The organism is Dorea sp. OM07-5, assembly GCF_003481355.1.
GTDB lineage: Bacteria > Bacillota > Clostridia > Lachnospirales > Lachnospiraceae > Dorea_D > Dorea_D hominis.
In genome coordinates this window covers 98316-125016 of record NZ_QUKZ01000001.1, presented here as the reverse complement: position 1 = coordinate 125016, position 26701 = coordinate 98316, and the positions used below count along the sequence as shown (strand labels likewise).

The 26701-nt window shown below is 40.6% G+C and carries 27 protein-coding genes, 2 tRNA genes and 1 riboswitch; of the genes, 6 read left to right on the top strand and 23 right to left on the bottom strand.

Going from position 1 to position 26701, the window contains the following annotated elements:
* Positions 1-21: 21 nt before the first annotated feature.
* The 11 genes from DXC04_RS00635 to DXC04_RS00585 all read right to left on the bottom strand — a co-directional run bounded on the left by DXC04_RS00635 (position 22) and on the right by DXC04_RS00585 (position 9870).
* A complete protein-coding gene (locus DXC04_RS00635; protein WP_118659531.1) occupies positions 22-2103 on the bottom strand; it encodes a heavy metal translocating P-type ATPase in 2082 nt (693 codons plus the stop codon).
* Positions 2104-2107: 4 nt separating this feature from the next.
* Positions 2108-2437, bottom strand: a complete 330-nt coding sequence (locus DXC04_RS00630; RefSeq protein WP_021860099.1) for a DUF6110 family protein — start codon at positions 2435-2437, stop codon at positions 2108-2110.
* Between the two features lie 171 nt (positions 2438-2608).
* Positions 2609-3031: a flavodoxin gene (locus tag DXC04_RS00625; protein ID WP_118519500.1), complete on the bottom strand. Its 423-nt coding sequence runs from the start codon at positions 3029-3031 to the stop codon at positions 2609-2611.
* A 255-nt stretch (positions 3032-3286) separates the two neighbouring features.
* Positions 3287-4111 (bottom strand): bifunctional hydroxymethylpyrimidine kinase/phosphomethylpyrimidine kinase, encoded by an 825-nt coding sequence (thiD, locus tag DXC04_RS00620; RefSeq protein ID WP_118659529.1) that lies wholly within the window; start codon positions 4109-4111, stop codon positions 3287-3289.
* Positions 4112-4231: 120 nt separating this feature from the next.
* Entirely contained in the window at positions 4232-4900 is a 669-nt protein-coding gene (locus DXC04_RS00615; protein WP_118659527.1) for an HAD family hydrolase, read from the bottom strand.
* 47 nt (positions 4901-4947) lie between these two features.
* On the bottom strand, positions 4948-5589 hold the full coding sequence (gene thiE / locus DXC04_RS00610; protein ID WP_118659525.1) for a thiamine phosphate synthase: 642 nt from the start codon (positions 5587-5589) through the stop codon (positions 4948-4950).
* On the bottom strand, positions 5576-6397 hold the full coding sequence (thiM, locus tag DXC04_RS00605) for a hydroxyethylthiazole kinase (RefSeq protein WP_118659523.1): 822 nt from the start codon (positions 6395-6397) through the stop codon (positions 5576-5578). The genes thiE and thiM overlap by 14 nt, the downstream gene beginning before the upstream one ends.
* Before the next feature lie 50 nt (positions 6398-6447).
* Entirely contained in the window at positions 6448-7563 is a 1116-nt protein-coding gene (locus tag DXC04_RS00600; protein WP_118659521.1) for a 4-hydroxybutyrate dehydrogenase, read from the bottom strand.
* Between the two features lie 93 nt (positions 7564-7656).
* The gene (locus DXC04_RS00595; protein WP_118659519.1) at positions 7657-8361 is read right to left on the bottom strand and encodes an energy-coupled thiamine transporter ThiT; all 705 of its coding nucleotides are present in this window, start codon (positions 8359-8361) and stop codon (positions 7657-7659) included.
* A 43-nt stretch (positions 8362-8404) separates the two neighbouring features.
* Positions 8405-8510: riboswitch (TPP riboswitch) on the bottom strand.
* A 549-nt stretch (positions 8511-9059) separates the two neighbouring features.
* Positions 9060-9473: a GNAT family N-acetyltransferase gene (locus DXC04_RS00590; protein ID WP_330371137.1), complete on the bottom strand. Its 414-nt coding sequence runs from the start codon at positions 9471-9473 to the stop codon at positions 9060-9062.
* A gap of 181 nt (positions 9474-9654) precedes the next feature.
* Complete coding sequence (locus DXC04_RS00585) at positions 9655-9870, bottom strand: helix-turn-helix domain-containing protein (protein WP_004614640.1); 216 nt, start codon at positions 9868-9870, stop codon at positions 9655-9657.
* 114 nt (positions 9871-9984) lie between these two features.
* On the opposite strand from DXC04_RS00585, the gene DXC04_RS00580 reads away from it, so the two are divergent.
* Positions 9985-10293, top strand: coding sequence for a hypothetical protein (locus DXC04_RS00580; RefSeq protein ID WP_195553740.1), 309 nt, complete (start codon positions 9985-9987; stop codon positions 10291-10293).
* 183 nt (positions 10294-10476) lie between these two features.
* Here DXC04_RS00580 and DXC04_RS00575 read toward each other — a convergent pair whose 3' ends face one another.
* A complete protein-coding gene (locus DXC04_RS00575; RefSeq protein ID WP_004614642.1) occupies positions 10477-10893 on the bottom strand; it encodes a helix-turn-helix domain-containing protein in 417 nt (138 codons plus the stop codon).
* A 161-nt stretch (positions 10894-11054) separates the two neighbouring features.
* Here DXC04_RS00575 and DXC04_RS00570 point away from each other — a divergent pair, with 161 nt between their 5' ends.
* The 3 genes from DXC04_RS00570 (at position 11055) to DXC04_RS00560 (ending at position 13683) form a co-directional block, all read left to right on the top strand.
* A complete protein-coding gene (locus DXC04_RS00570) occupies positions 11055-11375 on the top strand; it encodes a hypothetical protein (protein WP_004614643.1) in 321 nt (106 codons plus the stop codon).
* 171 nt (positions 11376-11546) lie between these two features.
* A complete protein-coding gene (locus DXC04_RS00565) occupies positions 11547-12371 on the top strand; it encodes a rolling circle replication-associated protein (protein WP_004614644.1) in 825 nt (274 codons plus the stop codon).
* Positions 12355-13683 (top strand): tyrosine-type recombinase/integrase, encoded by a 1329-nt coding sequence (locus DXC04_RS00560; RefSeq protein ID WP_004614645.1) that lies wholly within the window; start codon positions 12355-12357, stop codon positions 13681-13683. Before DXC04_RS00565 ends, DXC04_RS00560 begins: the two co-directional genes overlap by 17 nt.
* A gap of 69 nt (positions 13684-13752) precedes the next feature.
* Here the strand turns inward: DXC04_RS00560 and DXC04_RS00555 are convergent.
* The 9 genes from DXC04_RS00555 to DXC04_RS00515 form a co-directional block, all read right to left on the bottom strand.
* Positions 13753-13826: transfer RNA gene (locus tag DXC04_RS00555), tRNA-Pro, on the bottom strand.
* A 55-nt stretch (positions 13827-13881) separates the two neighbouring features.
* Positions 13882-13952 (bottom strand) — tRNA-Gln (locus DXC04_RS00550).
* Positions 13953-14286: 334 nt separating this feature from the next.
* On the bottom strand, positions 14287-15225 hold the full coding sequence (locus tag DXC04_RS00545; RefSeq protein ID WP_117536831.1) for a nucleotidyltransferase family protein: 939 nt from the start codon (positions 15223-15225) through the stop codon (positions 14287-14289).
* Between the two features lie 171 nt (positions 15226-15396).
* Positions 15397-17238 carry a glutamine--fructose-6-phosphate transaminase (isomerizing) gene (gene glmS / locus DXC04_RS00540; RefSeq protein WP_118659517.1) on the bottom strand — a complete coding sequence of 614 codons (1842 nt, stop codon included), beginning with the start codon at positions 17236-17238 and terminating at the stop codon, positions 15397-15399.
* A gap of 79 nt (positions 17239-17317) precedes the next feature.
* On the bottom strand, positions 17318-18703 hold the full coding sequence (gene glmM / locus DXC04_RS00535; protein WP_117536833.1) for a phosphoglucosamine mutase: 1386 nt from the start codon (positions 18701-18703) through the stop codon (positions 17318-17320).
* Between the two features lie 135 nt (positions 18704-18838).
* Complete coding sequence (locus DXC04_RS00530; RefSeq protein WP_118659515.1) at positions 18839-20161, bottom strand: hypothetical protein; 1323 nt, start codon at positions 20159-20161, stop codon at positions 18839-18841.
* Between the two features lie 80 nt (positions 20162-20241).
* On the bottom strand, positions 20242-20967 hold the full coding sequence (locus DXC04_RS00525) for a hypothetical protein (protein WP_021861176.1): 726 nt from the start codon (positions 20965-20967) through the stop codon (positions 20242-20244).
* 92 nt (positions 20968-21059) lie between these two features.
* Entirely contained in the window at positions 21060-21413 is a 354-nt protein-coding gene (locus DXC04_RS00520; RefSeq protein WP_118659513.1) for a helix-turn-helix domain-containing protein, read from the bottom strand.
* An 85-nt stretch (positions 21414-21498) separates the two neighbouring features.
* A complete protein-coding gene (locus DXC04_RS00515; protein WP_118659511.1) occupies positions 21499-22026 on the bottom strand; it encodes a VanZ family protein in 528 nt (175 codons plus the stop codon).
* 741 nt (positions 22027-22767) lie between these two features.
* Here DXC04_RS00515 and DXC04_RS00510 point away from each other — a divergent pair.
* Positions 22768-24444, top strand: a complete 1677-nt coding sequence (locus tag DXC04_RS00510) for an alpha-glucosidase (protein WP_118659509.1) — start codon at positions 22768-22770, stop codon at positions 24442-24444.
* Between the two features lie 71 nt (positions 24445-24515).
* On the top strand, positions 24516-25994 hold the full coding sequence (locus tag DXC04_RS00505) for a nucleotide sugar dehydrogenase (RefSeq protein WP_118659507.1): 1479 nt from the start codon (positions 24516-24518) through the stop codon (positions 25992-25994).
* Positions 25995-26109: 115 nt separating this feature from the next.
* On the opposite strand, the gene gloA2 is transcribed toward DXC04_RS00505, so the two are convergent.
* Positions 26110-26487 carry an SMU1112c/YaeR family gloxylase I-like metalloprotein gene (gene gloA2, locus DXC04_RS00500; protein ID WP_118659505.1) on the bottom strand — a complete coding sequence of 126 codons (378 nt, stop codon included), beginning with the start codon at positions 26485-26487 and terminating at the stop codon, positions 26110-26112.
* A 61-nt stretch (positions 26488-26548) separates the two neighbouring features.
* On the bottom strand, positions 26549-26644 hold the full coding sequence (locus DXC04_RS16265) for a hypothetical protein (RefSeq protein ID WP_442873192.1): 96 nt from the start codon (positions 26642-26644) through the stop codon (positions 26549-26551).
* Between the last annotated feature and the right edge of the window lie 57 nt (positions 26645-26701).

Genomic DNA, 26701 nt, shown 5'->3' with positions numbered 1-26701 from the left:
CGCCATAAAAAAATCTGCTGCCTATTCCGGCAACAGATTTTTCATACTCTTTAAACTGATATATAAAGTTGAAGAATTATGTAAAAGTGCGGATGTTGTCGGCGGTATCACGCCCATCACGCCTAACAGGATCAGTCCTGTATTAATTCCGACAATACTTCTGTAATTGCCATGGATCCGGCTCATTAACCGGTCACTTAATTCTTTCAGTGTCACGATCTCATGTAAGCTGTCTGCTCCGACCGTCACGTCTGCGATCTCTCTTGCAATCTCAGCACCGTCACTGATCGCAATGCCAACATCTGCCGCTGACAGTGCCGGCGAATCATTGATTCCATCGCCAATCATGATGACTTTTCTTCCGGCTTTCTTCTCAGCTTCGATAAAGTTCGCCTTATCTTCCGGCAGTACTTCTGAGAAATACCGGTCAACACCAACTCTTGCAGCAATCGCTTTCGCTGTCCGGTCACTGTCTCCTGTCATCATAACAACCTTGGATAGTCCGACTTCTTTCAGTCTTGCAACCACTTCTCTCGCTTCCTCACGGATCGGATCTTCGATACAGATAACGGCCGCAAGCTCCTGCTCGATCGCCATATACAAATGAGAATATTCATCCGGCAGTGTATCGAACTTCTCCTGCATCCCTTCCGGAATTTTGCAGTTCTCATCCTCAAATACGAAATGGTAACTTCCGATCACAACCTTCTTTTCCTCAATCTTAGAAGAGATTCCATGTGCAACAATATATTCTACTTTTGAATGTAATTCTTCGTGTACAAGATTCTGCTCTTTTGCAGCTTTCACAACTGCTTTTGCCATAGAATGTGGGAAATGTTCTTCCAGACATGCGGCAATACGCAGTAATTCTTTTGGCTCTCTGCCATCAAAAGAAACAACCTCAGCAACTGTCGGCTGTGCTTTTGTCAACGTTCCTGTCTTGTCAAATACGATCGTCTCAGCTTCTGCCATGGCTTCCAGATATTTTCCACCCTTGACCGTAATGCTGTGTTCACTCGCTTCACGGATTGCAGACAATACGGAAATCGGCATTGCAAGTTTCAATGCACATGAGAAGTCAACCATCAGAACAGCCAATGCTTTCGTCACATTTCTTGTGAGGAAATAGGTCGCAAATGTTCCCGCAAATGTATACGGCACAAGACGATCTGCAAGATGCTCTGCCTTGCTCTCCAGAGAAGATTTAAGTTTCTCAGATTCTTCGATCATTGTCACAATCTTCTCAAACTTGCTGGAACCATTCGTCTCTTTGACACGGACAGTCAGTTCGCCTTCTTCTACCACTGTACCGGCATAAACATAACGGTCTTCACATTTTCTCACCGGAACAGATTCACCTGTCAGGGATGCCTGATTGACCATCGCCTCTCCGGCTGTCACAACACCATCAAACGGAATTACATTGCCGACATGCACACGAACTTCGTCCATCGGCTGGATCTTCGTTGCATTGACAAGAACTTCTTTTCCATCTGTTACCAGCCATACTTTACTGATATTCAGTGACATGCTTCTTGCCAGATCATCTACCGACTTCTTATGCGTCCACTCTTCCAGTACTTCACCAATGCCGAGCAGGAACATGACAGAACTTGCTGTATTTATATCTCCACGTAACATGGAAATTGCAATTGCTGTTCCATCGAGAACCGGCACTTCAATCTTACCTTTTGCAAATGTACGAACACCCTGCCAGATATATTTTACTGATTTCACAGTTGCAATCGCTGTACGGATTGGCAGCGGCATGAATAATTTATTACCGAAATGCAGGACAACTTTGTTGACCAGCTTATCCCAGTACTCCTGATTTAACTCTCTGCCTGATTTTTCCAGATAGCTCTCAGGAACCGTCACTCTGTCATATCCAAATGCACGCAGGTCATCGATCACTTGTGCTCTCGCACTTTCTTCATATTGAATCACCACGCCCTGTGTTCGCACCTGAATCTTCACTGCATGGATATACTCTCTGTCTTCCAGATAATATTGCAGCATATCTGCCTGTGTAAATGTCATTCTCGTCTGGCACATCTGCACACGGATTCTGCCTTTAATATCATGCTTGATTAAAAACTTCATGATCTTACGCTTCTTCCTCTTTAACTTCTTCTGTCTCTTCTGCTGTTTCTTCAGCTACCTCTTCTGCATCTGCTACAGCTTCTGCCTTTGCGGCTCTATCTTCGTTTACCTGCTGAGCCTCAGCATAAATATCCTCTGCGTTCTCCTGTACTTTTGCTGCTGTCTTCATTACACATTCTTTTGCACGAAGCACTGCTGCTGTACATCCTGTGTATACTTTTTTTGCATCATCACTTGCAAGTACTTTAATTCCTGCTGTGCCAAACAAAACACCTGCCGCAAAAAGTCCACTTTTCTTCATATTAGATTTTGATAAAAATTTTAAACAATCCATCTTGTATCTTCCTCCTTGTTTTCTCTTATTTTTTCTCCCCATTTCTTTGGGTTCACACAAGTATAATCCCTCATTTTCATAAAATCCACAGAAAAGTTCTTTATTGATATTTTTTCTCCATAATAAGTTAGGACGGGCTTTCGTTAAAAAGCTCCGTCCTGCTTGTATTATTTATGCCAATGCTGCTCCGAGGTCTTCGCAAGATTTTACTTCCGCGTCTCCAGGCCCCTCATTGCTCATTACGCTATCACACGCAAGCTCTGCTCCTGCAGCTTTGCAGTCTTCTTCCCAGTTGCGCATCCATTCGCCATCTCCCCAGCCATATGAACCGAAAAGTGCGATTTTCTTTCCGTCAAGTGCGCCCTTGCAAGCTTCGAACATAGGCTCAAATTCGCTTTCTTCCAACACTTCTGCTCCCATTGCAGGGCATCCAAATGCGATTGCATCATATTCCGCTACCTTTGCTGCTGAGAAATCACTGCATCCTAAAAGCTCTGCCTCTGCTCCTGCTTTCTTTGCTCCATCTGCAACTGCATTTGCCATTGCCTCTGTATTGCCTGTTCCACTCCAATATACGACTGCTACTTTGCTCATATCCATTCTCCTTATCTTTTCTTATGTTTCACCTAACTTATTTGCTTTTTTTCAATCTTTAGTTAGTTCTCACTAATCGTTTCTATTAGTTAGTATAGACTAACTTCGTGGGGAAGTCAATTCCTTTCCTCGTTTGTTCCAGATGTATTTTTATCAATAAAACGTTGGATCATTGCTCATCCTGCCGGAGGCTTTTTACATAATGAGGAAATGTTCTTTCTTAATTATTCCGTACTTCGTGCACCCACAATATCTCTACAAATCACTCTGTGAGGTGAATTTTCCACCGATATCAAATCCATGATCCATCGGTCCGCTGCCGGCTCCCAGATCCAGCATTGCAGCAAGTGCTCCGGAAATATATTCTTTTGCACGCTCCACAGCTTCTTCAAGTCCATATCCTTTTGCCAGATTTGATGCAATCGCACTGGATAATGTACATCCTGTTCCGTGCGTGTTCGGATTATCAATTCTACGCCCATAAAACCAACGGTTCTTTCCTTCTGCATACAACAGATCATTGGCATCATTTAACTGATGACCGCCTTTTAACAACACAGCGCAGTGATATTCTTCGCTGATTGCCTGCGCTGCGCGCTCCATGTCTTCTGCTGAATGAATAGATGCACCAAACAGGACTTCTGCTTCAGGAATATTCGGTGTCAGCACACTTGCCAGCGGAAATAGTTCCGTCTTCAGTATCTGGATCGCTTCTTCGCTGATCAGTCTGGAACCGCTTGTGGACACCATCACCGGATCAACGACGATCCGTTCTGCTTTGTATTCTTTAAGTTTGAAAGCGATCATTTTTACAAGTTCACCGGAAGCGACCATACCAATTTTAACCGCATCCGGGTAAATATCTGTAAATACCGCATCCAACTGCTGTCCTAAAAATTCCGGTGTCACTTCAAAAATTCCGGATACTCCTGTCGTATTCTGTGCTGTCAGCGCCGTGATCGCACTCATGGCATAAACGCCATTTGCCTGCATCGTCTTGATATCTGCCTGAATCCCCGCACCGCCGCTGGAATCACTTCCCGCAATTGTGAGGGTTGTTTTTCTTTTCTTCGTATTCATCTACTTATCCTTTTCCAATCTATTCTAATTATTTTTCTTATCCATCGCATTTATCCTGAACCTCTTCCCACAGACAGGAGCGCAGTTAAAATTGCAGCTCTCCCACAGACAGGAGCGCAGTTAAAATTGCAGTTTCCCCGTAGCCTCCACAAGGTCACCCGCATAAAGATCCGCCAGTTCTTTTAACTCATCCTGTCCTTCTTCGCTGAAGCGGTCATACAGTCCGACTACCGGGAAGCCTGCCTGTTTTGCGGTTGTTGCCGCATGTAATGCGTCCTCAAATACCAATGTATGCTCCGGTGTGCTTCCAAGCTTATCAGCACATTGAAAATAAATATCCGGTTTGTCTTTTCCTGCTCCTGCATCCGTGCAAGTCCATATTTCCTTAAAGTATCCGGCAATCTCCAGTCGTTCAAACGCCGCTTCGATCTGCTCTTTATCGCTGGAAGTCGCCACGATCATCGGCACCTTTGCCTCTTTCATCTTCTCAAGGAGCTTACGTACACCCTTTTTCAGCGGTGCCTCTTCTTTATAAAAGATCTCTACCTGTTTTAATACCGCTTCTCTTAATTCTGCTTTTGACTCTTCCAGATGGTATTCTCGCTTCACATAAGCCACGCCATCATCCAGGCTCATCGGAAATAATATCTTCCCAAGATCCGGCGCCGGTTCAATCCCGGCACTACGCAGATATCTGGCTCCGGCATCCTCCCAGATCGCCATCGAATCCAGCAAAGTACCGTCCACATCGAAGATCACACCGTCTATTTCTCTGTTTTTTAATTTCATTTCCTATTAAACCTTCTTATATCGAACTTCTTTATGCATAACTTCTCTTAATTTCTCAACATATTCTGAGTGCGTTCGCGCAGTTCTTTTGTTGCAGCTTCAATATCTTTCTGTCCGAAAATCGCACTGATCACTGCGATTCCGCAAATGCCGCTGCCGGCAAGGTCTTTTACATTGTCTTTTGTAATTCCACCAATGGCAATAACCGGAATATCCACTGCTTCACAGATTGCTTTCAGCACATCATGATCCACTTCTACCGCATCTGCCTTGGAACCTGTCGGAAATACCGCACCAACGCCAAGGTAATCTGCGCCATGTTCCTGCGCACGGAGTGCCTGCTCAACCGTCTGCGCAGAAACACCGATGATCTTATCCGCTCCAAGTTTTGCACGCACATCTCCGGCTTCCATATCACTCTGTCCGACATGCACACCGTCTGCCTCAATTTCTGCTGCAATCTCTACATTATCATTGATCACAAACGGCACTTTATATTCTCTGCAAAGTTTCTGGATTTCCTTCGCCTCTTCTAAGAAATGCGCTGTATCCAGTTCTTTTTCACGCAGCTGGATAAATGTAGCTCCACCTTTCAGCGCTTTCTCCACCTGTTCATATAATGTTTCTTCTCCAAGCCAGTGACGGTCTGTCACCGCATATAAAAGTAAATCTTTCTTATCGCAGTTCATATTTTGCACCTTCTTCCAGTGTTTTTGCGTCCATATTGTAAATCGCATCGATAATACGGTTTCTGTATGTAGAATTGCCGTCTCCGTCCTGCATCCGTGAAAATCCGATCTCACCGGCAAGTCCCATCACACATACTGCTGCCGCTGCCGCCTCCAGCATATGCTCCGGATTTGCGGTAATATATGCAGTCATCATTCCGGATAACTGGCAGCCAGTTCCTGTAATCTTACCCATTTCCGGGCGTCCATTACGAATCACATAGCAGGATTTTTCATCACTCACCAGATCAATCGCCCCTGTAATCGCAACAACACAGTTTGCTTTCTCTGCAAATGCCTTTGCAAATGCAACTGCTTCATCCAGATTCTCTTCTGTCACTGCATCTGCAACATCAGCATCTACGCCTTTTGTTGTACCACTGCCGGATGCCAGGGTCTTGATCTCGGAAATATTTCCACGGATCACGGAAAACGGAATTTCTTCCATCAGAGAAACGGCTGTGTTCGTGCGCAGTGCACTTGCTCCCGCTCCTACCGGATCCAGCAGAATTGCATGTCCAAGTTCTGCCGCTTTCTTTCCAGCCAGCTTCATACCTTCGATACTTCTTATATTTAATGTGCCGATATTGATATTCAATCCTCCACAGATGGAAGTAATATCTTCCACATCCTGCGGCTCGTCAGACATGATCGGACTTCCGCCACATGCCAGCAATACATTTGCCACATCATTTACGGTTACATAATTTGTGATATTGTGAACCAGAGGGGTTGTCTCTCTGACTTTATTTAACATTTCTCCAAGCATAATTCTCCTCCTGATGTTTGAATATACTATTCTATACTTTCGTATATTATCTAGTACAGTTCTCTGTAAACTGCCTCCATCTGCTCAATGGTAGGCTTCACATAGCTCTGATTTAAAAGTCTCTGCTGACTTGCGTCTACACTTACGGCAAATGAATGGATTTCTTCTTCCTTCATGCCATATTCTCTTAATTTTTTACGACTGATAATCTGGTCTAATAATTCCTGCAGTTTTTCATAGACAACCGCTTCATCACATTCCATCATTTTTGCAAGAAATGCATTCAGACGAATGATTTTGCCGGTCGGATTCATTTTCTGATAAGCAGCAAATACGGCAGTCAGGAACTGATAATTTGCCTCTCCGTGTGCGACATGATACATTCCGCTCAGCGGATAGGACATGGCATGCACCATTCCAGTTCCGGCATTGCCAAATGCAACACCTGCCAGATTACTTGCCACAAGAAAATCTTCCAGCAGCTCCATCCGGTATTCTTTTCCATGAGCGATAATCTCACGGAATCCATGCACGATCATCTCCATTGCTTTCTCGCTGAACATCTCCGTGTAGAGGTTCGCTTTTGGTGATACAAAAGATTCAATCGCATGGATAAATGCATCGATCGCGCTGGTTGCGAAGAACTCATATGGAAGCTCACGCAAAAGTTCCGGGATCAGCACTGCCTCATCTGCATAAATCTCGTCTACGGCGAGTCCTAATTTGCTGTGGATCGAAGTAATCTCTGTAATGGAGACATTGGACACTTCCGATCCTGCGCCACAGGTTGTCGGCACTGCAAGAAGTGTGCGCACTTTGCGAAGCGGTACTTCTTTCCGATAATAGCTCTCTGCTTTCGCTTTCCCGTCCAGTACAAGAATCTTCGCCATATCAATGACAGCTCCACCGCCGATAGCAATGATTCTCTTATAATCTCCCTGACGGAAATCCTCAAGCAGTGCATCGATCATTACATCTGTCGGCTCACCGCTGCCATATTTGCTCTTGTATTCTACATGTGCTTTCAGATTCAGCGGTGCAAAACAGGTCTCGTAAATCCGTTTTGTCGCGAGAATGAAATCATCCGCTCCGATGTTGTATGCTTCCACGAAGCTTTTCACATCATCATATTTCTCGATCACTGATTTCTGCTGAAATAATTTCATGACTGTTATCCTCCTGTTGTTTTTCTTCTTTTTAAGCTTATTCTTAGCCTTCCTTCGTAAGCTCCAACTTGCTTTTACCTGCCGTTAAGCTTACTACGCCGTCGCAATCCGCTTAATCTGCGCAAGTGCTTTCTTTACTGCCGGGATAGAAATAACGAGCACAGTCAGTACACCTTCTGCAAGCAGATAACTATAGTTATACACAATCGGATATACACTCTTCAATGCCTGTGGAAAATTTTCCGGCATATAACTCATCCAATATAGATAGCCACCCAACGCATGAAATGCTCCTCTTGCAAGAACTGCGGCAATATATCCTTTGAGCAGTCCATTGGAACTCTTCGCAAAAAAGCCGGCAACTCCAAGTGCTGCAAAAGCAAGAATATAATCACAGCATACCTGGAAGAAAGAAAGTACATATGGCTCCTGGATAAACTGTAAGATTCCATAAGTTAAACCTACTAAAATACCCGTCTGTACACCGTACCAGTTTGCAACCAGTACAATAAATAACATACTGCACAACGTGACACTTCCGCCCCATGGCAGAGAAAAGATTTTCAAATAAGAAGTCACCACTGCAAGCGCAATTGCCATTGCACAAAATACAAGCTGATTGGTTCCCACCGCTATGCCGATACCTTTCTTTGCTTTACTTCCATTGTCATTCACATTCTGCGTACCTTTCCGCGCAAACATTGATCCAAGCAGGAACAAAATAACTCCCACCACAATACAAGTTACATATCCGGCAGTCGTCAGACCACCTTCACTGTTTACTAACATTTGAAACACAAAAAAATCCTCCTGTATCTTCGACTGAAGACGAAGGAGGGTTCTGTAATATCTAATACATCCCTACGATGGCATTATCCATATCAGGTTCCGGGTCGAAGTTTCTAAACTTCCTCTCAGCCTATACATAAGCTCCCCTTGTCATCACTCTTTTACTCGTTAATTCATCTACTGTAACTATACTGGATAGTTACAGTCTTAACACAGTTAATGATACTCGCCCCACCAACAGATGTCAAGAAATTGCAATTATAAATCATGCAAGTATGACGCATTTTTCCCATCACCATAAGCTACAGAACTTGCCACCGGCAACTTTCTCCGGATGCCATAGCAAAAAAAATCTCAAAGCAATAAGCTTTGAGATTCATCTTAATCGGAGTGACAGGATTTGAACCTGCGACCTCTACGGTCAACGAACAACGTATTTACGGGCTTTGTAAGGGGTATTTAAGAATCCCAACCAAAAGCCAACCAATGACAAATATAAACAAGCGACCTAAACGGTCAGAAAGGAAAACTTGTATATCCGTTTGTTCTAAAAGTTTATTAAATTCAATAGATTAGCTAAAAAACACTAGCCATAGGTGTTCCCTGTGGCTAATTTCCGCCATTGTGCCAAGCAAGATTATGTACTTAATTTTGACAAACTGGAAGTTGTCGAGTTTTATATATTGACCAAAAGTTTGATTTAAGAACTATAAGACTTTTTTCAAATAATATCTATAATGCTTTTCTGGACAATTTTCTAATATACCAAATACAATATACCCTTGCTTCTCATAAAATTCTTTGGCTTGAAAATCAAATGTATCAAGATGAATAAGTTTAGCACCTTTTGATTTAGCATCATTTTCAACTTCTTCTAAAAGTAAGCTACCAAGTTTTTTCCCTCTATAACTAGAATCGACCCACAATGTATCAACATAAACTACATTCCAACAATACATCCTTGCTACAATACCAGCAACAATCTTATCATCCTTACCGATTTTCTTGCTTAAATCTATGAAATTTTCTTTCTGTTTAGCCTCAACCTGAGATAGATTATATTCCACCAGTCTTTCAATAATATAATCCTGTTCTTTCTTTGAACATACATCAATTTTCATAATATAATTTCCTTTCATATAATAAATCGGATTTGTCCAGATTTACAAATTCTATTTGCTTAACTTTCACTACTCACAGTATAATTCGATTTTATAAAATACACAAGTAAAAAGGTATGAGAGACTTTCACACCTCCGCATACCCTTTTATCCATTCCATGCCAATAACAGCAACAGCTCGTTATTCTTTTACATAACAAATCAATTCGCCAACTTCACAATCAAAATAATCACATAACTTACAAATCAAATTTGCATCCAGCCTTTGAAATTCATTTCTGCAATATCTGTTAAAATTTGACCTCGGAATATCCAACTCTTTGCAAATGGTATTCTTACTGATATCCCGTTCTTTCAACAGTTCTTCTATCCTTAACTCTAAATGTCCATAATTCATATGCATCACCCCTACACAAAGTATATTTAATAAATCTTTATGTAGTAATTCACTATACAGCGAGGTACTATATAGTTATCCCCTTAGGGATTTAAGAAAGAGAGGTGCATACACATGAAAATAAAAGTCATAACTACATTTTTATTGTTCTGTCTAATTGCCGGAATCTGCTATTACATCAGTCTGCCCGATTACCATGTCCGTAACAGCATGTCATTCAGTAATCAAGGCACACGAGACACGGAGCTAACTGTTATTGTTTACAAATATTGGGGAATTGATGAGACTATTCGTAAAATCGAAACAGAACACAACACGATTAACGGCACTCCTACTACCCTTGAAATCAATCTCTATTATTCTGCATGGCTGATTCGTTATGGAGAGAAACCCTTTAAAACCGTTGTTTTTGAATATGACTAAGAAAAAGAATAACAGACAACACTTTCGCAATCGTGCTGTCTGCTATTCTCTGTATACTTTCCACATCTAGTTCTTTCTTGTTCGTGTTCTTTCAAAAACCAACGTTCCGAAGGATGCCCAGAGCGACGGTTCCTAACAGGGCGGCGGGTCGGCTGGGCAAGTGGACGCCTTAGATTACTTCTGCTATTTCGTCACATATTCGATTGGACTATCTTCAATTCCCTCATATTTCTTTATAGTAAGAAGATTGTTAATAAAGTCTAATACCTTGTTTGTATCTTCATCATCCAGTAGGTCCAACTTAGTCAAGATATCAATGTCTGTTTGATTTTCCACTTGTATTGATATGGGTTCTGACATATCCACAACCGCTTTAAATTTTTTCTTTCTGTGAACCACATCAATATCTGTAGTCAATCCCATAACATGACTTTTGCTTACGCCAAACAGTTGTGATAACCTATCCCATATAGAATCATCCCTTGGAGTTCCATTCCCATTTTCATAGTTAGTCAGCATACTTTGTGAAATTCCCAACTCTTTTGCCAATTCCGCAACTGTGATGTTATTTTCTTTTCTCAATTCTTTTATTTTATTCATCGCAATCCTCCTTGTTTATGCTCATTATATTTCAATGTTTTCACTCTGTCAATCTTTTTATCGGATATTAAGATATTTCTCTTGACATCGCTTGTTCTGTGCTGTATTATAATAAATATCTGAATATCAGATAATCAAATATTTTAAGGAGGTCATATTTATTGATTAGAGGAACTGATTTCATTTTAAACCCGGACAAACTGGAGGAACAATTTCAATTAGTCGAAGTATCTGAATGGATTGACTACAACACCAAAGAGAAACTAGGCTTCTACTACACTGTTCTTTTTCCAAAGCTGAAATTTGAGAAAATCAAAGTTGGCGTTAAAAATGCCAATCAGCTTGTGTCTAATGAAGAATTGGAGCAAAGAGGACAAGTGACCGTTTCATTTGAGGGACTACATACATGGGCGAGTCTTTATAATGGACGCTTATCCGTCAAAGCAGAAGCTGCCAATATCAGAAAAGCCGGAACAAAATAGTTCCCTAAAGGGGGCAGATAGTCAGTGCCGGACAACGTCATAAGGTGCTGACTATCTGCACCATTTAAGGAAACAGATATCGTTCTATCTTTACTTGATATATAAAACAACATCTTCCGAAAAATCGGAGTAGAAACAAGCACATACAAAATAGGATACGAGGTGAATTTCGTGGGCAAAGCAAAACAATGTTTTGTATACAATACGAAAATCATTGAAACTCCTACTACGAAAGAAGTGTATTTCTATGAAACTCCAATTTACAGCCATTCAAATTCAGATTCAAAAACAAGTAATACACAAGCACATAAACGTAAAGTATTTGATGAAATGTCGGCTCATAAGCAATATGACAGTTTAAAGCGCAAGCAAAAACACTATGAGCAAACCCGTTGGGAGATTGCCCGTATTGTTGACTGCAATTTTGATAACAAGACCAAATTTTTAACGCTGACATTCCGAGAGAATATTCAAGACATCACTATAACCAACAAGGAATTTAAGTATTTTATACAACGATTAAATTACTATCTGTATCAAACCAAAGTCCAGACATTGAAATATATTGCAACGTGGGAGAAACAGAAACGTGGAGCAATCCACTACCATGTTATTTTCTTTGATTTTCCGTTTGTGGCAAAGGAAAAACTACAAGATTTATGGACGTATGGATTTATCAAAATAAACCGCATTGATGTAGACAGCATGGAGAACAGAGGACGTTATTTAAGCAAATATTTTGGTAAAGACCTAGAGTTAAAGGAACACAAAAAAAAGGCATTTTTCAAATCTCAAAACCTTAAAATGCCAATTGAACAAAAGTTAATGCTTACAGATGATATTCTACAGGATTTAACACAAGAGAATGTCGTCTTTCAGAAAGAATATACCAGACAGGTGTATGATACAAAATCTATCATTACAAACGGCTCACCCCTTAAAGACAGCAGTGTTACATATCTGAAAATTAAAAAGGGGCGTGATTGTACTGGCTAAACTGAACGCCCTTGAAATCCTGCAATATGAGAAAGCCATTATGTCGAGAGCAGATTCAATAAAGATATTGTATCAAGAATTAAAAACTGGTATACTTTCGCTAACGGATATACAAGAACAGGTTGATATGAATAAAAAACAAGTTCTTGATTTACACAAAAAAATGTATAACTACTGGCAAGGAAAAAATGGTAAGTGGTACAGCTATTTACCAAAAGAGGGGGTTGAACCGCCAAAGGGAAAGCAGATTGAGAGTGTCAACGAGGAAAAATTGAATAGTAAAATCATAGAGTATTATGTCATTGAGGAATCCCGAAAAAAGCAGGAAAAGACTTGCCCTACTTTCCTAGAAGTCTATTACATGTGGCGAAGTATTAAGGATTTAGAATTAGACGATAACTCAATCTATAAGTTTAATACTGACTGCAAACGTTTCTTTGTTGGTACAGACTTTGCTGAGATGCCTATTAATCAGATTAATGAGAACACAATAAAAGTTTTTATGTTGGAAACCATCAAGCGACTTGAATTGTGCAAAGAAACCACACGTAAGTTTTTCAGCTATATAAAAAACGTGATTAGATACGCAAGAATTGAAAAAATTATCACAGATAATCCAGTGGAATTTCTTGAGCCTAAGGACTTTACAAAACATTGTGGAGAAATTGAAGTATCTGACTGCGATAAATACTATACCGATACTGAACTTGCTATTATCTTAAAAGCCTTGCATGGATATTATAGGGAGAACCCTTTATATATGCCGCCTTATGCCATAGAATTAGCAATGTACACGGGTATGAGGGTTAGTGAGCTATCAACCTTGAAATGGTCTGATATCAATGATATCTGCATCAGTATCAATAAATCTGCAAAACACAATCGGTTAAAAAATGAATTTTCTGTTGGTAAGACTAAAACCAAGAAATCAAGAGCCTATCCGGTTGACGGACAGATTAATCACTTATTGGCACGCATCAAGCGAGTACAAGAAGAACATGGAATTTTATGTGAATGGATTTTCACGGATGGCAATGGAAGTTATACCCATGCAAGAAACATAACTGACTGCATGACACGGTTATGCCGGGAAAACAAATTAAACGGTGGTGGTATCACTAAGCTACGGAAAACAACCAGTTCCGACTTACAAGCTAAAGGCACACCAAAATCAGTGGTCGCAAGTATGTTAGGACATACTACCGAGGTCAACGAGAAGTATTATACCTATGACACTTCAAACCTTGCCGAAAAGAAAAAGATTATCCAAGAGCGAAATGCCAAATTTAAGAATCTGGCACACACTGGATAATCCCAACCAAAGCCAACCAACTTTTTCAACACCTAAAAAATGAAAAACCCCCATAAAATGGGGGTAAAATCGGAGTGACGTGATTCGAACACGCGACCTCTACGTCCCGAACGTAGCGCTCTACCAAGCTGAGCCACACTCCGGCATGTCAACCGAATGTTTCAAACATTCAAAACACTCGGCGCCCCTGCCAAGGAACTACGGATAGAGGACTCGAACCTCTACTAACAGAGTCAGAGTCTGCTGTGCTGCCATTACACCAATCCGCATTACGTAGTTCTCTGTTGTGTTCGTTGTTTATCTTTTGTATTTCATCAGCGAACAAATATTATTATATCAGCAAATCCAAAAATTGCAACCCCTTTTTTTAATTTTTTTCAACTTTTTTGTATTTTCTTGTCGAGCGTCTTTGAAAATGCCCATTTTACACGGGTTTGCGATGGTTTGCAACTTTACAATTTTTTCGTTTCTATATTATTATACCGTTGATGTAATTGTATTTTCTCATAAAACGCTCCAACATTACAATAACTTCATAAAATCAAGAAAGACTGTTATAGCATGCACACATGCTATAACAGTCTTTCTTATTTCTGATAATTCTTACTTCAAGTCCTCAAACAGTTTCTCAGCGTATACGCCGTCTTCGATCAGTTTGGCAAAAGACTTTACAACATAGTCTTTGTCTTCTTTGTATGTTACGCCGAACCATTTGTCATGAGAGTCAAGCACTTTTACAGATACTTTGTCAGCCTGTAATAGTTCATCAATATAAATCGGCAAAAGATATTCTGCTTTCAGGATGTCTTTACCTTCCATTGTCTCAAAAAACTCTTTGAATCCACCTTCCAGTATGTCGACAAATTCCGGTGTCAGTCCCCACATATTCATAGATACATAAGATTCCGGATCGATGGCCCTTAGTCCGTCTTCTGTATCGGCTGCTGCACCGTCTGCTGTCTTCACAATGTTATGTGTCTCATGAACTGCTGTCAGATAGCCTTTCTCATTCAGTTCACACACACCTCTGGTAACAGATCCATTCTCACTTAATGTGTTCTTCAGGATAAAACCTGCCATGCAGAATGCATTCGCCTTCTCCGGTGTGTAATCTACGAGGAAATCATGAAGCTTAGTAAATGCTTCCTTTCCATAGTAATCATCTGCGTTGATAACTGCAAATGGCTCTTTTAAAACATCTTTGCACGCAAGAACTGCCTGTCCGGTTCCCCACGGTTTCGTACGTCCGGCCGGAAGTTCGATTCCTTCCGGAAGTGCATCCAGTTCCTGGTATGCATATGCAATCTCTACATCCAGATCCGCACAGATCTTCTCAATACGATCTCCGATTGCTTCCTTAAATGCTTCCTTAATGTCCTTACGTATAATAAAGACAATCTTATTAAATCCTGCTTCGATTGCATCATGAATGGAATAATCCATGATGATCTCCCCATGCAGTCCGACCGGTGCCAGCTGTTTGATTCCGCCGCCAAAACGGGATCCGATTCCGGCAGCCATAATAACTAATGTCGTTTTCATTTGTACCTCTCCTTGTTCCAGCATCTCTCAAGCCCGCCATCGGTAGTTTCCTTCAGATGCTATATTGCTCAATATTGCGATAATATTATAGCATTTTCATCACAATATTGAGCACCCTTTTTTATTAATATTCTTTTAATATTTTCTAAACGACCGCCTTTTGTAGGAAGATTACTCTACTGTAACACTCTTCGCAAGGTTTCTCGGCTTGTCTACATCCAGACCTCTTGCAACGCTGACATAATAACCAAGGAGCTGTAACGGGATGACTGCCAGTGATGTTGCAAATAACGGATCTGTCTTTGGAATATATACCGTAAAGTCTACTGTATCTTCAATATTATACTGTCCAAAGTTTGTAAGTCCCATAAGGTAAGCGCCACGACTCTTGCACTCAACCATGTTAGAAACTGTCTTCTCATAGAGATCCGGCTGTGTCAGAACACCGACAACAAGAATGCCGTCTTCGATCAGAGAAATCGTTCCATGCTTCAATTCACCTGCAGCGTATGCCTCAGAATGAATATAACTGATCTCCTTCATCTTCAGACTTCCTTCCAGGCAGATTGCATAGTCAATACCACGACCTACAAAAAATACGTCTCTTGCATTTGCCTGTTTGGATGCAAACCACTGGATTCTCTCTTTGTCTTCAATAATCTTCTCAATCTTCTCCGGCAAGGTTTGCATTTCCTTGATCAGACCGCTATAACGCGCTTCGTCAATCTCGCCTCTTACTTTGGCAAACTGGATTGCCAGTGCATAACCTGCAATTAACTGTGTGCTGTATGCTTTTGTTGTTGCAACGGAAATCTCCGGTCCAGCCAGTGTGTAGAATACATTATCTGCTTCTCTTGCAATGGAAGAACCTACTACATTTACAATTGCAAGTGTGCGCACGCCTCTTGCTTTGGACTCACGAAGTGCAGCCAGCGTATCTGCTGTCTCACCGGACTGGCTGATCAGTACAACCAGGTCCTTCTCATCCAGTAACGGATTACGATAACGGAATTCGGATGCCAACTCTACACGCACCGGGATTCTTGCCAGATCTTCCATCACATACTGTGTTGCAACTCCAACATGATATGCAGAACCACATGCTACAATGTGAATCTGACGAATATCTTTGATCTCTTCTTCTGACAGACCAACCTCTGACAAATCAATCTTGCTATCTGTCGTAAGAACAGAGTTAATGGTATCTCCTACAACTTTTGGCTGTTCATGAATCTCTTTGATCATGAAATGTTCATAACCGCCTTTTTCAGCGGCTTCTGCGTCCCATTCAATTTCCTTTGGTTCAATCTCAATCTCTTCTCCGTCCAGATTGTAGAAAGTGATCTCCCCTTTCTTTACACGCGCCATCTCCAGGTTGCCAATATAATATACATTTCTTGTATATTTCAAAATAGCCGGTACATCAGATCCGATATATGATGCTCCGTCAGCAACTCCGAGAACCATCGGACTATCTTTTCTAGCCACATAAATCTCTTCCGGATAATCTTTAAACAAAACTGCCAGCGCATAAGAACCTCGGATGCGGACGATTGCGTGATTCATCGCATCAACCGGTGTTCCTTCATATTTCTTATAGTAGTAATCGATCAGTTTTACCGCTACTTCTGTATCTGTATTGGAATAGAATGTATATCCTTTTCTTAACAGTTTTTCCTTTAATTCCTGATAATTTTCAATGATACCGTTGTGAACAGCAACTACATTGCCATCATCACTCTTATGCGGATGTGCATTGTTCTCAGACGGCTCCCCATGTGTTGCCCATCTTGTATGGCCGATTCCACATGTTCCCGGGACAGCGGCACCATTATCTGTCTTCTCAGCCAGAATTTTCAGACGTCCTTTTGCCTTAACAATCTCAGCATCGCCATTTGCACCACGGACAGCAATTCCGGCCGAATCATAACCACGGTATTCCAGCTTGGACAGTCCATCCAACAAAATCGGTGCTGCCTGATTATTTCCTACATATCCTACAATTCCACACATATTTCTTAATACTCCTATCTTTCCTGTCAGATCATACGACCTTATCATCTATCTACATTTTCTGATCCTGAGAGCCAGACTATCTTGTCTTCTCTTTTTCATTAATCACATTCACTACATCATCCACATATTTCTGGCAGATGTCATGTGTCTCAGCCTCTACCATTACACGTATCAGTGGCTCTGTACCAGATTCACGGACAAGGATTCTTCCTGTATCACCCAGCTCATCTGCAACTTTCTGCACTGCTGCCTGCACATCCGGATCTGCCTGTGCAACAGCTTTATCCTGTACACGCACATTCACAAGCACCTGTGGATAAATGTGTAAATCTTCTGTCAGCTGGCTCATTGTCTTCTTTCTTGCCATCATAACTTCCATCATTTTCAGACTGGTTAAAATACCATCACCTGTTGATGCATATTTTGAGAAAATAATGTGACCGGACTGCTCTCCACCAATTCGGCAGCCATTCTTCTGCATATATTCATATACATATTTATCTCCGACAGCAGTCTTCGCATAACCGATACCCTGCTCATCAAATGCTTTGTAAAGTCCAAAGTTAGACATAACTGTTGTAACAACTGTATTTGTCACCAGTTTTCCGCGCTCTTTCATATATCTTCCATATACGTAAAGAATCGCATCTCCGTCTACGACCTGCCCTTTTTCATCCACACAGAGACAGCGGTCAGCATCTCCGTCATAAGCGAATCCAACATCCATGCCTTCTTCTACCACGTACTTCTGCAGTCCTTCAATGTGTGTAGACCCTGCATTGTTATTGATATTTGTTCCATTCGGATCCGCATTGATCACGTAAGTCTTTGCTCCCAGTGCGTCAAATACAGATTTGGCAATATTCCATGAACTTCCATTCGCACAGTCTAATGCAACTTTGACACCCTTGAACGAATACATTCCAAGAGAAATCAGATATCCGACATAACGGTTCCTTCCTGATACATAATCTACAGTACGACCAATCTTCTCTTTGTGTGCATACGGAACTTCTGAATATTTCTCTCCAAATAATTCTACTTCTCCGTCCAGATATGCTTCGATCAGGCTGATTGTTCCTTCATCCATCTTCTCACCATTACCATTAATCAGCTTAATTCCATTGTCATAATATGGATTATGACTTGCGGAAATCATAATACCACAATCAAACTCATCTACTCTTGCTACATAAGCTACAGACGGTGTTGTTGTAACATGAAGCAGGTATGCATCTGCACCGGATGCTACCAGTCCACCGACCAGTGTATATTCAAACATATAGCTGGAACGTCTTGTATCCTTACCAATTACAATTCTAGCCGGAGTGTCATCTCCATTCTGTCTTTTCAGTTCTCCATAATACCAGCCGAGGAAACGCCCAATCTTGTATGCGTGATCTGCTGTCAGGTTCCTATTAGCTTCCCCACGGAAACCATCAGTTCCAAAATACTTACCCATCGTTCTAAAATCCTTTCTACTTTGGTATATTATATTTGGCGTCCGGCAGATCCGGACTTGATTATTATCTCTTTTTATTAATTCCTTAGTTTTGCCTATAATCCTATCTATTATAGCGTAAATTGCCGGAATTTACTAGTCCCTATTGTTTTCTAAGTCATTATCCTCAGTTTTATCACCCTTATCTTCCAGATTTACAATTCCTGAAATGTTCATAAGCCGTGACATCTTCGCCGCAGTTGCGATACTGTCACGCATTGTCTGTGGTATACGAAGACTTTTCGCAACTTCCGATACCACATCTTTTTGCATGCTCGCAGCTATAGCCGCCGGTCTGACTGCTGCCATTACTTTCTGCTGGCTACGCCGCATATCAGATAATACTTCCGCTATCATCTGCGTACTTTTTGTAACCGGTGAAATTGCATTCAATCTGGCAACATTTTCCACAGCTGTCGGTACTGCTGATATTGCAGACACCGCTGCCTTTGTAGCATCTGTCATAAGCTGAATATTTTCCAATACATCAACAAAACTTCCCAGCATATCTGCCCGGCTCACATCTGTGAAGTTCTGCTTCTGGATCTCTCCAATCGCATGCTTCAGATCCCGGTTCAGGTTTTGTAGTTTTCTGGTTGTCTGCTTATATTCCGCGCCGCTGATCCGTTTCTGATGTGCCACTTTGTTGCGCACCGGATGTACGCCAACAATTTTCTCTTTCCACTTTTTCTGACTTCCAAGTGATTCAAAGTGCCGCTCCCACAGGCTTGTCGGTCGAAGTTCTTCCAGCAACCGGCATAATTCTTCTTTTGATAATTGTTCAAAATCTGCTGTTTTACCAGCCGTCCCATTTGCATTTTCACCGCTGCCTGCGACAACCTCCTCATACACAACTTCTCTTTCTGCAAATAAATATTCTTCCACCGTGGATAAATCCATCTGCTCCAGAGTCTCACTGATCGGCAGATTGCCTCTTGCATTCTTCTTAAGATCTGCCATCATCTCTTCCGGCACGGTCTCTTCCCGCCATGCACTTCCATACGCCTTCGTCACGATCAGAGATACCAACGCGCGAAGCAGCCGCTCAAACTCTGCATATTTAGGATAGAGCCGCTTACAATAGCTTTCCGAAATCCCATCATACACACGAATTGCCGTGTAATACTTCTGCTTCGGCGATTGATAAATGGTATCATCTAATGTCTGCAGTGCGATCACAGCTCTGTTCACTCTGGCTTTTGTACTTAATTCCAGGAAATATTGATCCGCACCACTCTTGCCGGAGATCTCATAAAACACTTCCACATCCTGCAAGCAAATGAAACCTGACATTGGCAAGTTGCCTGACTTCATCTTGCTGTCCTCCACACCCAGCAGCTCAGCGATCTGCTCACACATAGATATCGAATCCTGCGTTTCTTTTTCTATAAAAATATAATTCATCTTCATTTCCGACATAGCAACCTCCTGCTACCATATAAGTAACAAAACCGCCTGTGTATCTTCAAAAACTCTGCGAAATACACAAGCGGAAAACTTTATCCCATATATTCTTTTACAAAATCTACCACTTCCAGATTTTTGTTCCTAATGTTATCATCTTTTTCCATTTCTTCTATACTCATCCAATAATAATGCTTTCCATTTACAACAAAATCCTTTTCCATTTCCTGTTCTGAAAATCTATTAACCTGAAGCTCATATAAACGATGATTATAAATTCTATTTTCACGATGACTTACTGAATATTTTTCCTGCAACTTTGAAGTAATGTATCGACATTTTACTTCTTTCTGATTAAGCTTCAACTCTTTCACTACATTTGCAATAATCGCAGCTTCATCTCCACGTTCCTGCGTTTTATAATTCAAAAACAATTTGCAATCCCATTTTTCATCATAATAAAGTAAAAATCTCTTCATATTATCATTAAATGACTCTTTAATAATTACCAATGAATGATTATGTTGAATCATATCTAAATCCTCTATCTCTTTCATTAAAACTTTATGAGTATATTTATTCCTTCTATATTTATAGAAATCCCATATGATTTTTACTGCATATAAAATACCAATTGTACAAAAAAATACTTTTATTATTTCTCCTGATATTCCAAAAATCTTCTGATATTGCGCTGTCATTACTGACAATAAAAATGAAACACCTGCTATTACTGTATCAATAGTAACTTGATTCCCAATGTATTCTTTCTTTTGTTCAAGTAATAATTCTAATTCTTTCTTATCAATTACTAATCTCATTCAATATCCTCATTAAGATACAATAAATATTATCATACCTCTGTATTGTTGTCCAATTTAATTATGTTTCCTGCAACTTTTCAACACTTTCTCTACTTCTCCAAATCCTTCAATGCCTCCAGATATCCCATAGCTCTCTTCTGCATATCCGGTTCCAGCTTCTGGTATATCTCAACAAGTGTACCGATCTCCGTTCCTTTACTGATTACGTAAGTATCTGCACTTCTGCTTCTGCTTCCCATATGTTCAGCTCCGGACAGGAGATCATAAGGCGTTACATTCAAAACTTCACATATAATTAAAATCTTATCCGATACCGGATTCGTTCTCTTCTTCTTCCAGTCGCTGATCGTACTCTCTGCAATCCCTGTCTTCTTTGAAAATTCTTTCTGGCTCATCTTCCGTTCTTTTAATAATTCAAAAATTCTATCGCTTACCGTCTTCATAACGTCTTCCCTTCCGTTTCTATAAAATCAGTTGCATAATTCTTCATAACTAATCAGCCAGCTGTTCTATCTATATTAATTATCTCTAAACGCGTCTGACAGCATAATTTCCAACTACACTGCCAAGCAAACAACTGATCCCATTATGGATCATGTCATCCCATTCAAACCAGCCAAGCTTGAATATAAGCTGGCATCCTTCAATCACTACAGCCACAGCAACACCCGACAGGAAAGCATATCGTAATTTCACTTTCCGTTCTGTGATCCATGGTAATAAAAATCCAATCGGCGCAAGCATCAAGCAGTTCAAAACATTCTGCTCCAGTAGTAACTTATCATCCAGAACAATTCCGGTATACCACGACCAGAATGGGATTAATTTGACGATACGTCCCTGCATCGGTGTTCTCGTAAATGTTGTTGCTCCCAAGATAATGCCAAGAAATAAAGCCAAAATCCATGCTGCTACCGCCTGCGATCCATGTAATCTCTTCTGTCTGACACTATATGTTAAGCCAATTGCAAGCACTACTAACAAGACTACAAATATTGCTATCTGCCTCATGCTCCAACTCTGAAATTGTGCTCCTGCCATTTCAAATAAATCCAACTACTCTGCCTCCGTAAAGCTTTTTATTCATCCGTTTATACGAATTTCCACTTTTTATATTATGCCTGAACCATCCGATCCAGGCACTCATACTCCTCTAATCGCGTTTGAAAATATCGCGGGGATAGATTTTATCCTTCACATTTCTCTTTCTATTGCCTACTCTTTTCAATCGAATAAATAACTGTACATTTTCACTCTATCATAACCCATTTTTAAAAGCAATCTTCACAGCTATTCCATTGCCAAGTTCCACTTATTTAATAAATTTTTACTCTTCATATATCTTGACACATCTCACCTTAAAAACCGATGCTCTATAACAAAAGTAAAACCTTTTGGTGAAATATATTATACTATATCTTCCGCATTATGTAAATATATATTCATCCGCTTATACGAATCATCCTCCTAATTATGCCTGCCCCCCCGGTCCAGGCACTCATACTCCTCTAATCGCGTTTGAAAATATCGCGGGTATATACTTTATCCTTCACATAAAATAAAACAGGACTCTATTGTCATCTGGGGTTTGAAAAATCAGTCAAAAATTCACTATGCCATGCCACTTCGGCACATGATTGAGGATGCATTTTCTTACTTAAGGGAGTATAATGAGATTGTTTCTAAAAATCGAAAAGAAAATAATTTTTATTGAAACCACTATTAATCAATGAAGGACGCCAGGAACGGCTTCTCTTTCCACTGATACACACACTTTACAACGAAAGGATTTTTACTATGCAAAAAAAATGGTGGCACAAAAAAACCGCCTATCAGATCTACCCGAAAAGCTTCTGTGACTCCAACGGAGACGGCATCGGCGATCTTCCAGGCATTATCAGCAAGCTCGATTATCTCAAAGACCTCGGTATAGATATTATCTGGCTCTCTCCAATTTACTGCTCTCCACTTGCAGATCAAGGCTATGACATTTCTGATTATTACAATATCGATCCACGTTTCGGTACAATGGATGACATGGATCTATTGATTGCCGAAGCAAAGAAACGTGATATGCACATTTTGATGGATCTCGTCGTCAATCACTGTTCGGATGAGCATGAATGGTTCAAAAAAGCCTGCGAAGATCCGGACGGAGAATATGGAAAATATTTTTACATTGAAGACTGCCCTAATGGGAAACTGCCCTGTAACTGGCGTTCCTACTTTGGTGGCAGTGTGTGGGAGCCACTCCCTAGCCAGCCTGGGAAATATTACCTGCACATGTTCCATAAAAAGCAGCCAGACCTGAACTGGGAAAATCCAAAGCTGCGCGAGGAAATTTATAAAATGATCAACTGGTGGCTTGATAAAGGACTTGCCGGCTTCCGCATCGATGCGATCATTAATATCAAAAAACCGCTTCCGTGGCAGAATTATCCGGCAGACCGCAAAGATGGAATGTGCAGTCCGGACGAAATGCTGAAACACGCAGTCGGTGTGGGTGAATTTTTAGGAGAAATGCGTGACCGCACCTTCCTTCCGCATGGTGCATTTACTGTCGGCGAAATCTTCAATGAAAAACCGGAAGAGCTTCCGGATTTCATCGGTGACAACGGCTACTTCTCAACGATGTTTGATTTCAATGAGACTATCTTCGGTGCCAGCGCGAAGGGCTGGTATGACCAGACGGTAATCACACCAAATGATTACCGGAGCTGCTGCTTCGCCAGTCAGAAAAAGATTGAAGACTTCGGCATGCTCTCCAATATTATTGAAAATCACGATGAACCGCGTGGCGTTTCTCGCTATATCCCAGAGGGCGAATGCACCAACACTTCCAAAAAACTGCTTGCCACAATGAATATCATGCTCCGTGGTCTTCCATTTATCTATCAGGGGCAGGAAATTGGTATGGAAAATGTAAAATTTCAGTCGATTGATGAGGTCGATGACATTTCTACACTCGACGAATATCAGGTGGCATTAAATGCCGGTCTGACACCAGACAGCGCCTTAAAGGCAGTAAACCGCATCAGCCGCGATAATGCCAGAACTCCTTACCAGTGGGATGCTTCTGCAAATGCAGGCTTTACAACCGGTACCCCATGGCTCAGGGTAAATTACAATTACAAAAAAATCAATCTGGAAAGTCAGAAAAATGATCCGGATTCTGTTTACCAGTACTACCGTCGTCTGCTTGCACTGCGCAAGGATCCAGCTTATGCTGAAACGATCGTATACGGTGATCTCCTCCCTGTATTTGAGAATCAGGACCGTGTCATGGCTTACTACCGAAAATCTGCTGACCAGACATTGCTCGTGATTGGCAACTATAAAACCCAGCAACAGACTTTGACACTTCCATCAAAGCTCAAACACATCGTGCTGAACAATCTGCCGCAGCTTAAGACCGAGGGCAATGAGATTATGCTGGAAGGCTATCAGGCAGTCATTCTGGAAATGCTTTCATAAAAGCAACAAATATTTTTGTTATTAATTATCACATTTAAAATGTGATAATTAATAACATCAAGGGAGTAATTATGAAAAAGATCTCTTATAAGAAAATGGCGGATACAATTATTGCCAAAAGAAAAGAACAAAAACTTACGCAAGCTCAGCTTGCCAAAATGACTGGCATCCACAGAGCTATGATCAGCCGATTAGAAGGACTTGAATATATTCCTTCCATCGATCAGCTTCAGGCCATTGCCGAAGCACTTGGATTCGAAGTAACCGATTTATTTGAAGAGGAAAATTCTATAGTAAATAAACCTGTCCTCAACCAAAAATATAATATCGCTGTTGCCGGTACCGGTTATGTAGGTCTGTCGATTGCAACACTCCTATCCCAGCACAATCACGTAACAGCTGTAGATATTATTCCTGAGAAAGTAGAACTAATCAACAACAGAAAATCACCAATCCAGGATGACTATATTGAAATGTATCTCGCTGAAAAAGAACTGGATCTTACCGCTACACTGAATGGAGAAGAAGCATACAAAAATGCAGACTTTGTAGTAATCGCAGCTCCGACTAACTATGACAGCAAGAAAAATTTCTTCGACTGTTCTGCAGTAGAGGCAGTTATTGAACTTGTATTAAAAGTCAATCCAGATGCAACTATGATCATTAAATCTACTATCCCTGTTGGATATACAGCATCTGTAAGAGCTAAATATAATACAAAAAACATTATTTTCAGCCCTGAGTTCCTACGTGAATCAAAGTCACTCTATGACAACCTGTATCCATCCAGAATCATTGTATCCTGCGATGAGGAATCAAAAGAAAAAGCTGAAATCTTTGCAAAACTTCTTCAGCAAGGAGCAATCAAAGAAAATATTGACACATTATTTATGGGATTCACCGAAGCTGAGGCTGTAAAACTTTTTGCAAATACTTACCTTGCTCTTCGTGTTTCTTATTTCAACGAGCTGGATACTTATGCTGAGACAAAAGGCTTAGATACACAGGAAATCATCAACGGTGTCTGCCTGGATCCACGTATTGGAACACATTACAACAATCCAAGTTTTGGATATGGTGGATACTGCTTGCCCAAAGATACAAAACAGCTTCTGGCAAACTTCAATGATGTTCCACAGGACATGATTTCTGCCATCGTAGAAAGTAATAGAACTAGAAAAGATTTTATTGCTGATCAGGTATTAAATATGGCCGGATATTATGATTATTACAATCGTGGGGATTATGCTCCGGATCAGGAGAAGAATTGCGTTATCGGTGTTTACCGCTTGACTATGAAATCAAACTCTGATAACTTTAGACAGTCTTCTATTCAAGGTGTCATGAAACGAATCAAAGCAAAAGGGGCTACTGTTATCATTTACGAACCAACGTTAAAAAATGGAGAAACATTCTTTGGATCACTCGTGGTAAATGATCTAAAAAAATTCAAAAAGAAAAGTCAAGTAATCATCACAAACCGGTACGATTCCCGTCTGGATGATGTACTTGACAAAGTATATACACGTGATATTTTCAAAAGAGATTAATAGATATTATATAATATAGACATTTTACATATTAACAAAACCTGTATTTTCCCAATCGAAAATGCAGGTTTTTGCTCATCTTATTACTTTTCTAATCGTAAGCGCTTAAATTCAATTATTCATGGATTTCTAATGGCAAGCCATCCGGATCATGGAAAAATGTCATTTTCTTTCCAGTATAATCGTCTAAACGTACCGGTTCTGTTGCTATTCCTTTTGCGTTAAGCTCCTTAACCGTATCGTCAACACTTTTTACCTTAAATGCCAGATGTCTCAAACCAAGTGCCTCTGGATAATTCACACGGGCCGGAGCATCCTTTATAATAAATAGCTCAATCTCCTGCTCTCCACAAGCTAAATCTATTTTATAATCATCCCGTTCCTTTCGATAATTTTCCCGAATTATTTCAAATCCCAGTAAATCAACATAAAAATGTTTTGATTTATCGTAATCGCTTCCTATAATTGCAATATGATGAATTGTATCAAACATTGATTTATCCTCCTTCGTTTTTCCTATAAGTTTATCACAGTAAGATTTTTATGAAAACACATTAATTCTCTGTTTTTTTCAATTTTTCATCACCTGCAGCCTTTGTTCCATAATAGCAAACCTTAGTCAGCTTTTTCCCATCACTCAGCTTTGCAATATCGTATGTAATTCATTCATGACATCATGACCAAGCTGGCCTGCCACGCCTGTTACA

Excerpts from the sequence above, each read along its gene's own strand:
- DXC04_RS00635 (WP_118659531.1), bottom strand. The coding sequence starts at position 2,103 with ATGAAGTTTTTAATCAAGCATGATATTAAAGGCAGAATCCGTGTGCAG.
- DXC04_RS00630 (WP_021860099.1), bottom strand. The coding sequence starts at position 2,437 with ATGGATTGTTTAAAATTTTTATCAAAATCTAATATGAAGAAAAGTGGA.
- DXC04_RS00625 (WP_118519500.1), bottom strand. The coding sequence starts at position 3,031 with ATGAGCAAAGTAGCAGTCGTATATTGGAGTGGAACAGGCAATACAGAG.
- thiD (WP_118659529.1), bottom strand. The coding sequence starts at position 4,111 with ATGAATACGAAGAAAAGAAAAACAACCCTCACAATTGCGGGAAGTGAT.
- DXC04_RS00615 (WP_118659527.1), bottom strand. The coding sequence starts at position 4,900 with ATGAAATTAAAAAACAGAGAAATAGACGGTGTGATCTTCGATGTGGAC.
- thiE (WP_118659525.1), bottom strand. The coding sequence starts at position 5,589 with ATGAACTGCGATAAGAAAGATTTACTTTTATATGCGGTGACAGACCGT.
- thiM (WP_118659523.1), bottom strand. The coding sequence starts at position 6,397 with ATGCTTGGAGAAATGTTAAATAAAGTCAGAGAGACAACCCCTCTGGTT.
- DXC04_RS00600 (WP_118659521.1), bottom strand. The coding sequence starts at position 7,563 with ATGAAATTATTTCAGCAGAAATCAGTGATCGAGAAATATGATGATGTG.
- DXC04_RS00590 (WP_330371137.1), bottom strand. The coding sequence starts at position 9,473 with ATGAAAATTGATGTATGTTCAAAGAAAGAACAGGATTATATTATTGAA.
- DXC04_RS00585 (WP_004614640.1), bottom strand. The coding sequence starts at position 9,870 with ATGAATTATGGACATTTAGAGTTAAGGATAGAAGAACTGTTGAAAGAA.
- DXC04_RS00580 (WP_195553740.1), top strand. The coding sequence starts at position 9,985 with ATGAAAATAAAAGTCATAACTACATTTTTATTGTTCTGTCTAATTGCC.
- DXC04_RS00575 (WP_004614642.1), bottom strand. The coding sequence starts at position 10,893 with ATGAATAAAATAAAAGAATTGAGAAAAGAAAATAACATCACAGTTGCG.
- DXC04_RS00545 (WP_117536831.1), bottom strand. The coding sequence starts at position 15,225 with ATGAAAACGACATTAGTTATTATGGCTGCCGGAATCGGATCCCGTTTT.
- glmS (WP_118659517.1), bottom strand. The coding sequence starts at position 17,238 with ATGTGTGGAATTGTAGGATATGTAGGAAATAATCAGGCAGCACCGATT.
- glmM (WP_117536833.1), bottom strand. The coding sequence starts at position 18,703 with ATGGGTAAGTATTTTGGAACTGATGGTTTCCGTGGGGAAGCTAATAGG.
- DXC04_RS00530 (WP_118659515.1), bottom strand. The coding sequence starts at position 20,161 with ATGTCGGAAATGAAGATGAATTATATTTTTATAGAAAAAGAAACGCAG.
- DXC04_RS00525 (WP_021861176.1), bottom strand. The coding sequence starts at position 20,967 with ATGAGATTAGTAATTGATAAGAAAGAATTAGAATTATTACTTGAACAA.
- DXC04_RS00520 (WP_118659513.1), bottom strand. The coding sequence starts at position 21,413 with ATGAAGACGGTAAGCGATAGAATTTTTGAATTATTAAAAGAACGGAAG.
- DXC04_RS00510 (WP_118659509.1), top strand. The coding sequence starts at position 22,768 with ATGCAAAAAAAATGGTGGCACAAAAAAACCGCCTATCAGATCTACCCG.
- DXC04_RS00505 (WP_118659507.1), top strand. The coding sequence starts at position 24,516 with ATGAAAAAGATCTCTTATAAGAAAATGGCGGATACAATTATTGCCAAA.
- gloA2 (WP_118659505.1), bottom strand. The coding sequence starts at position 26,487 with ATGTTTGATACAATTCATCATATTGCAATTATAGGAAGCGATTACGAT.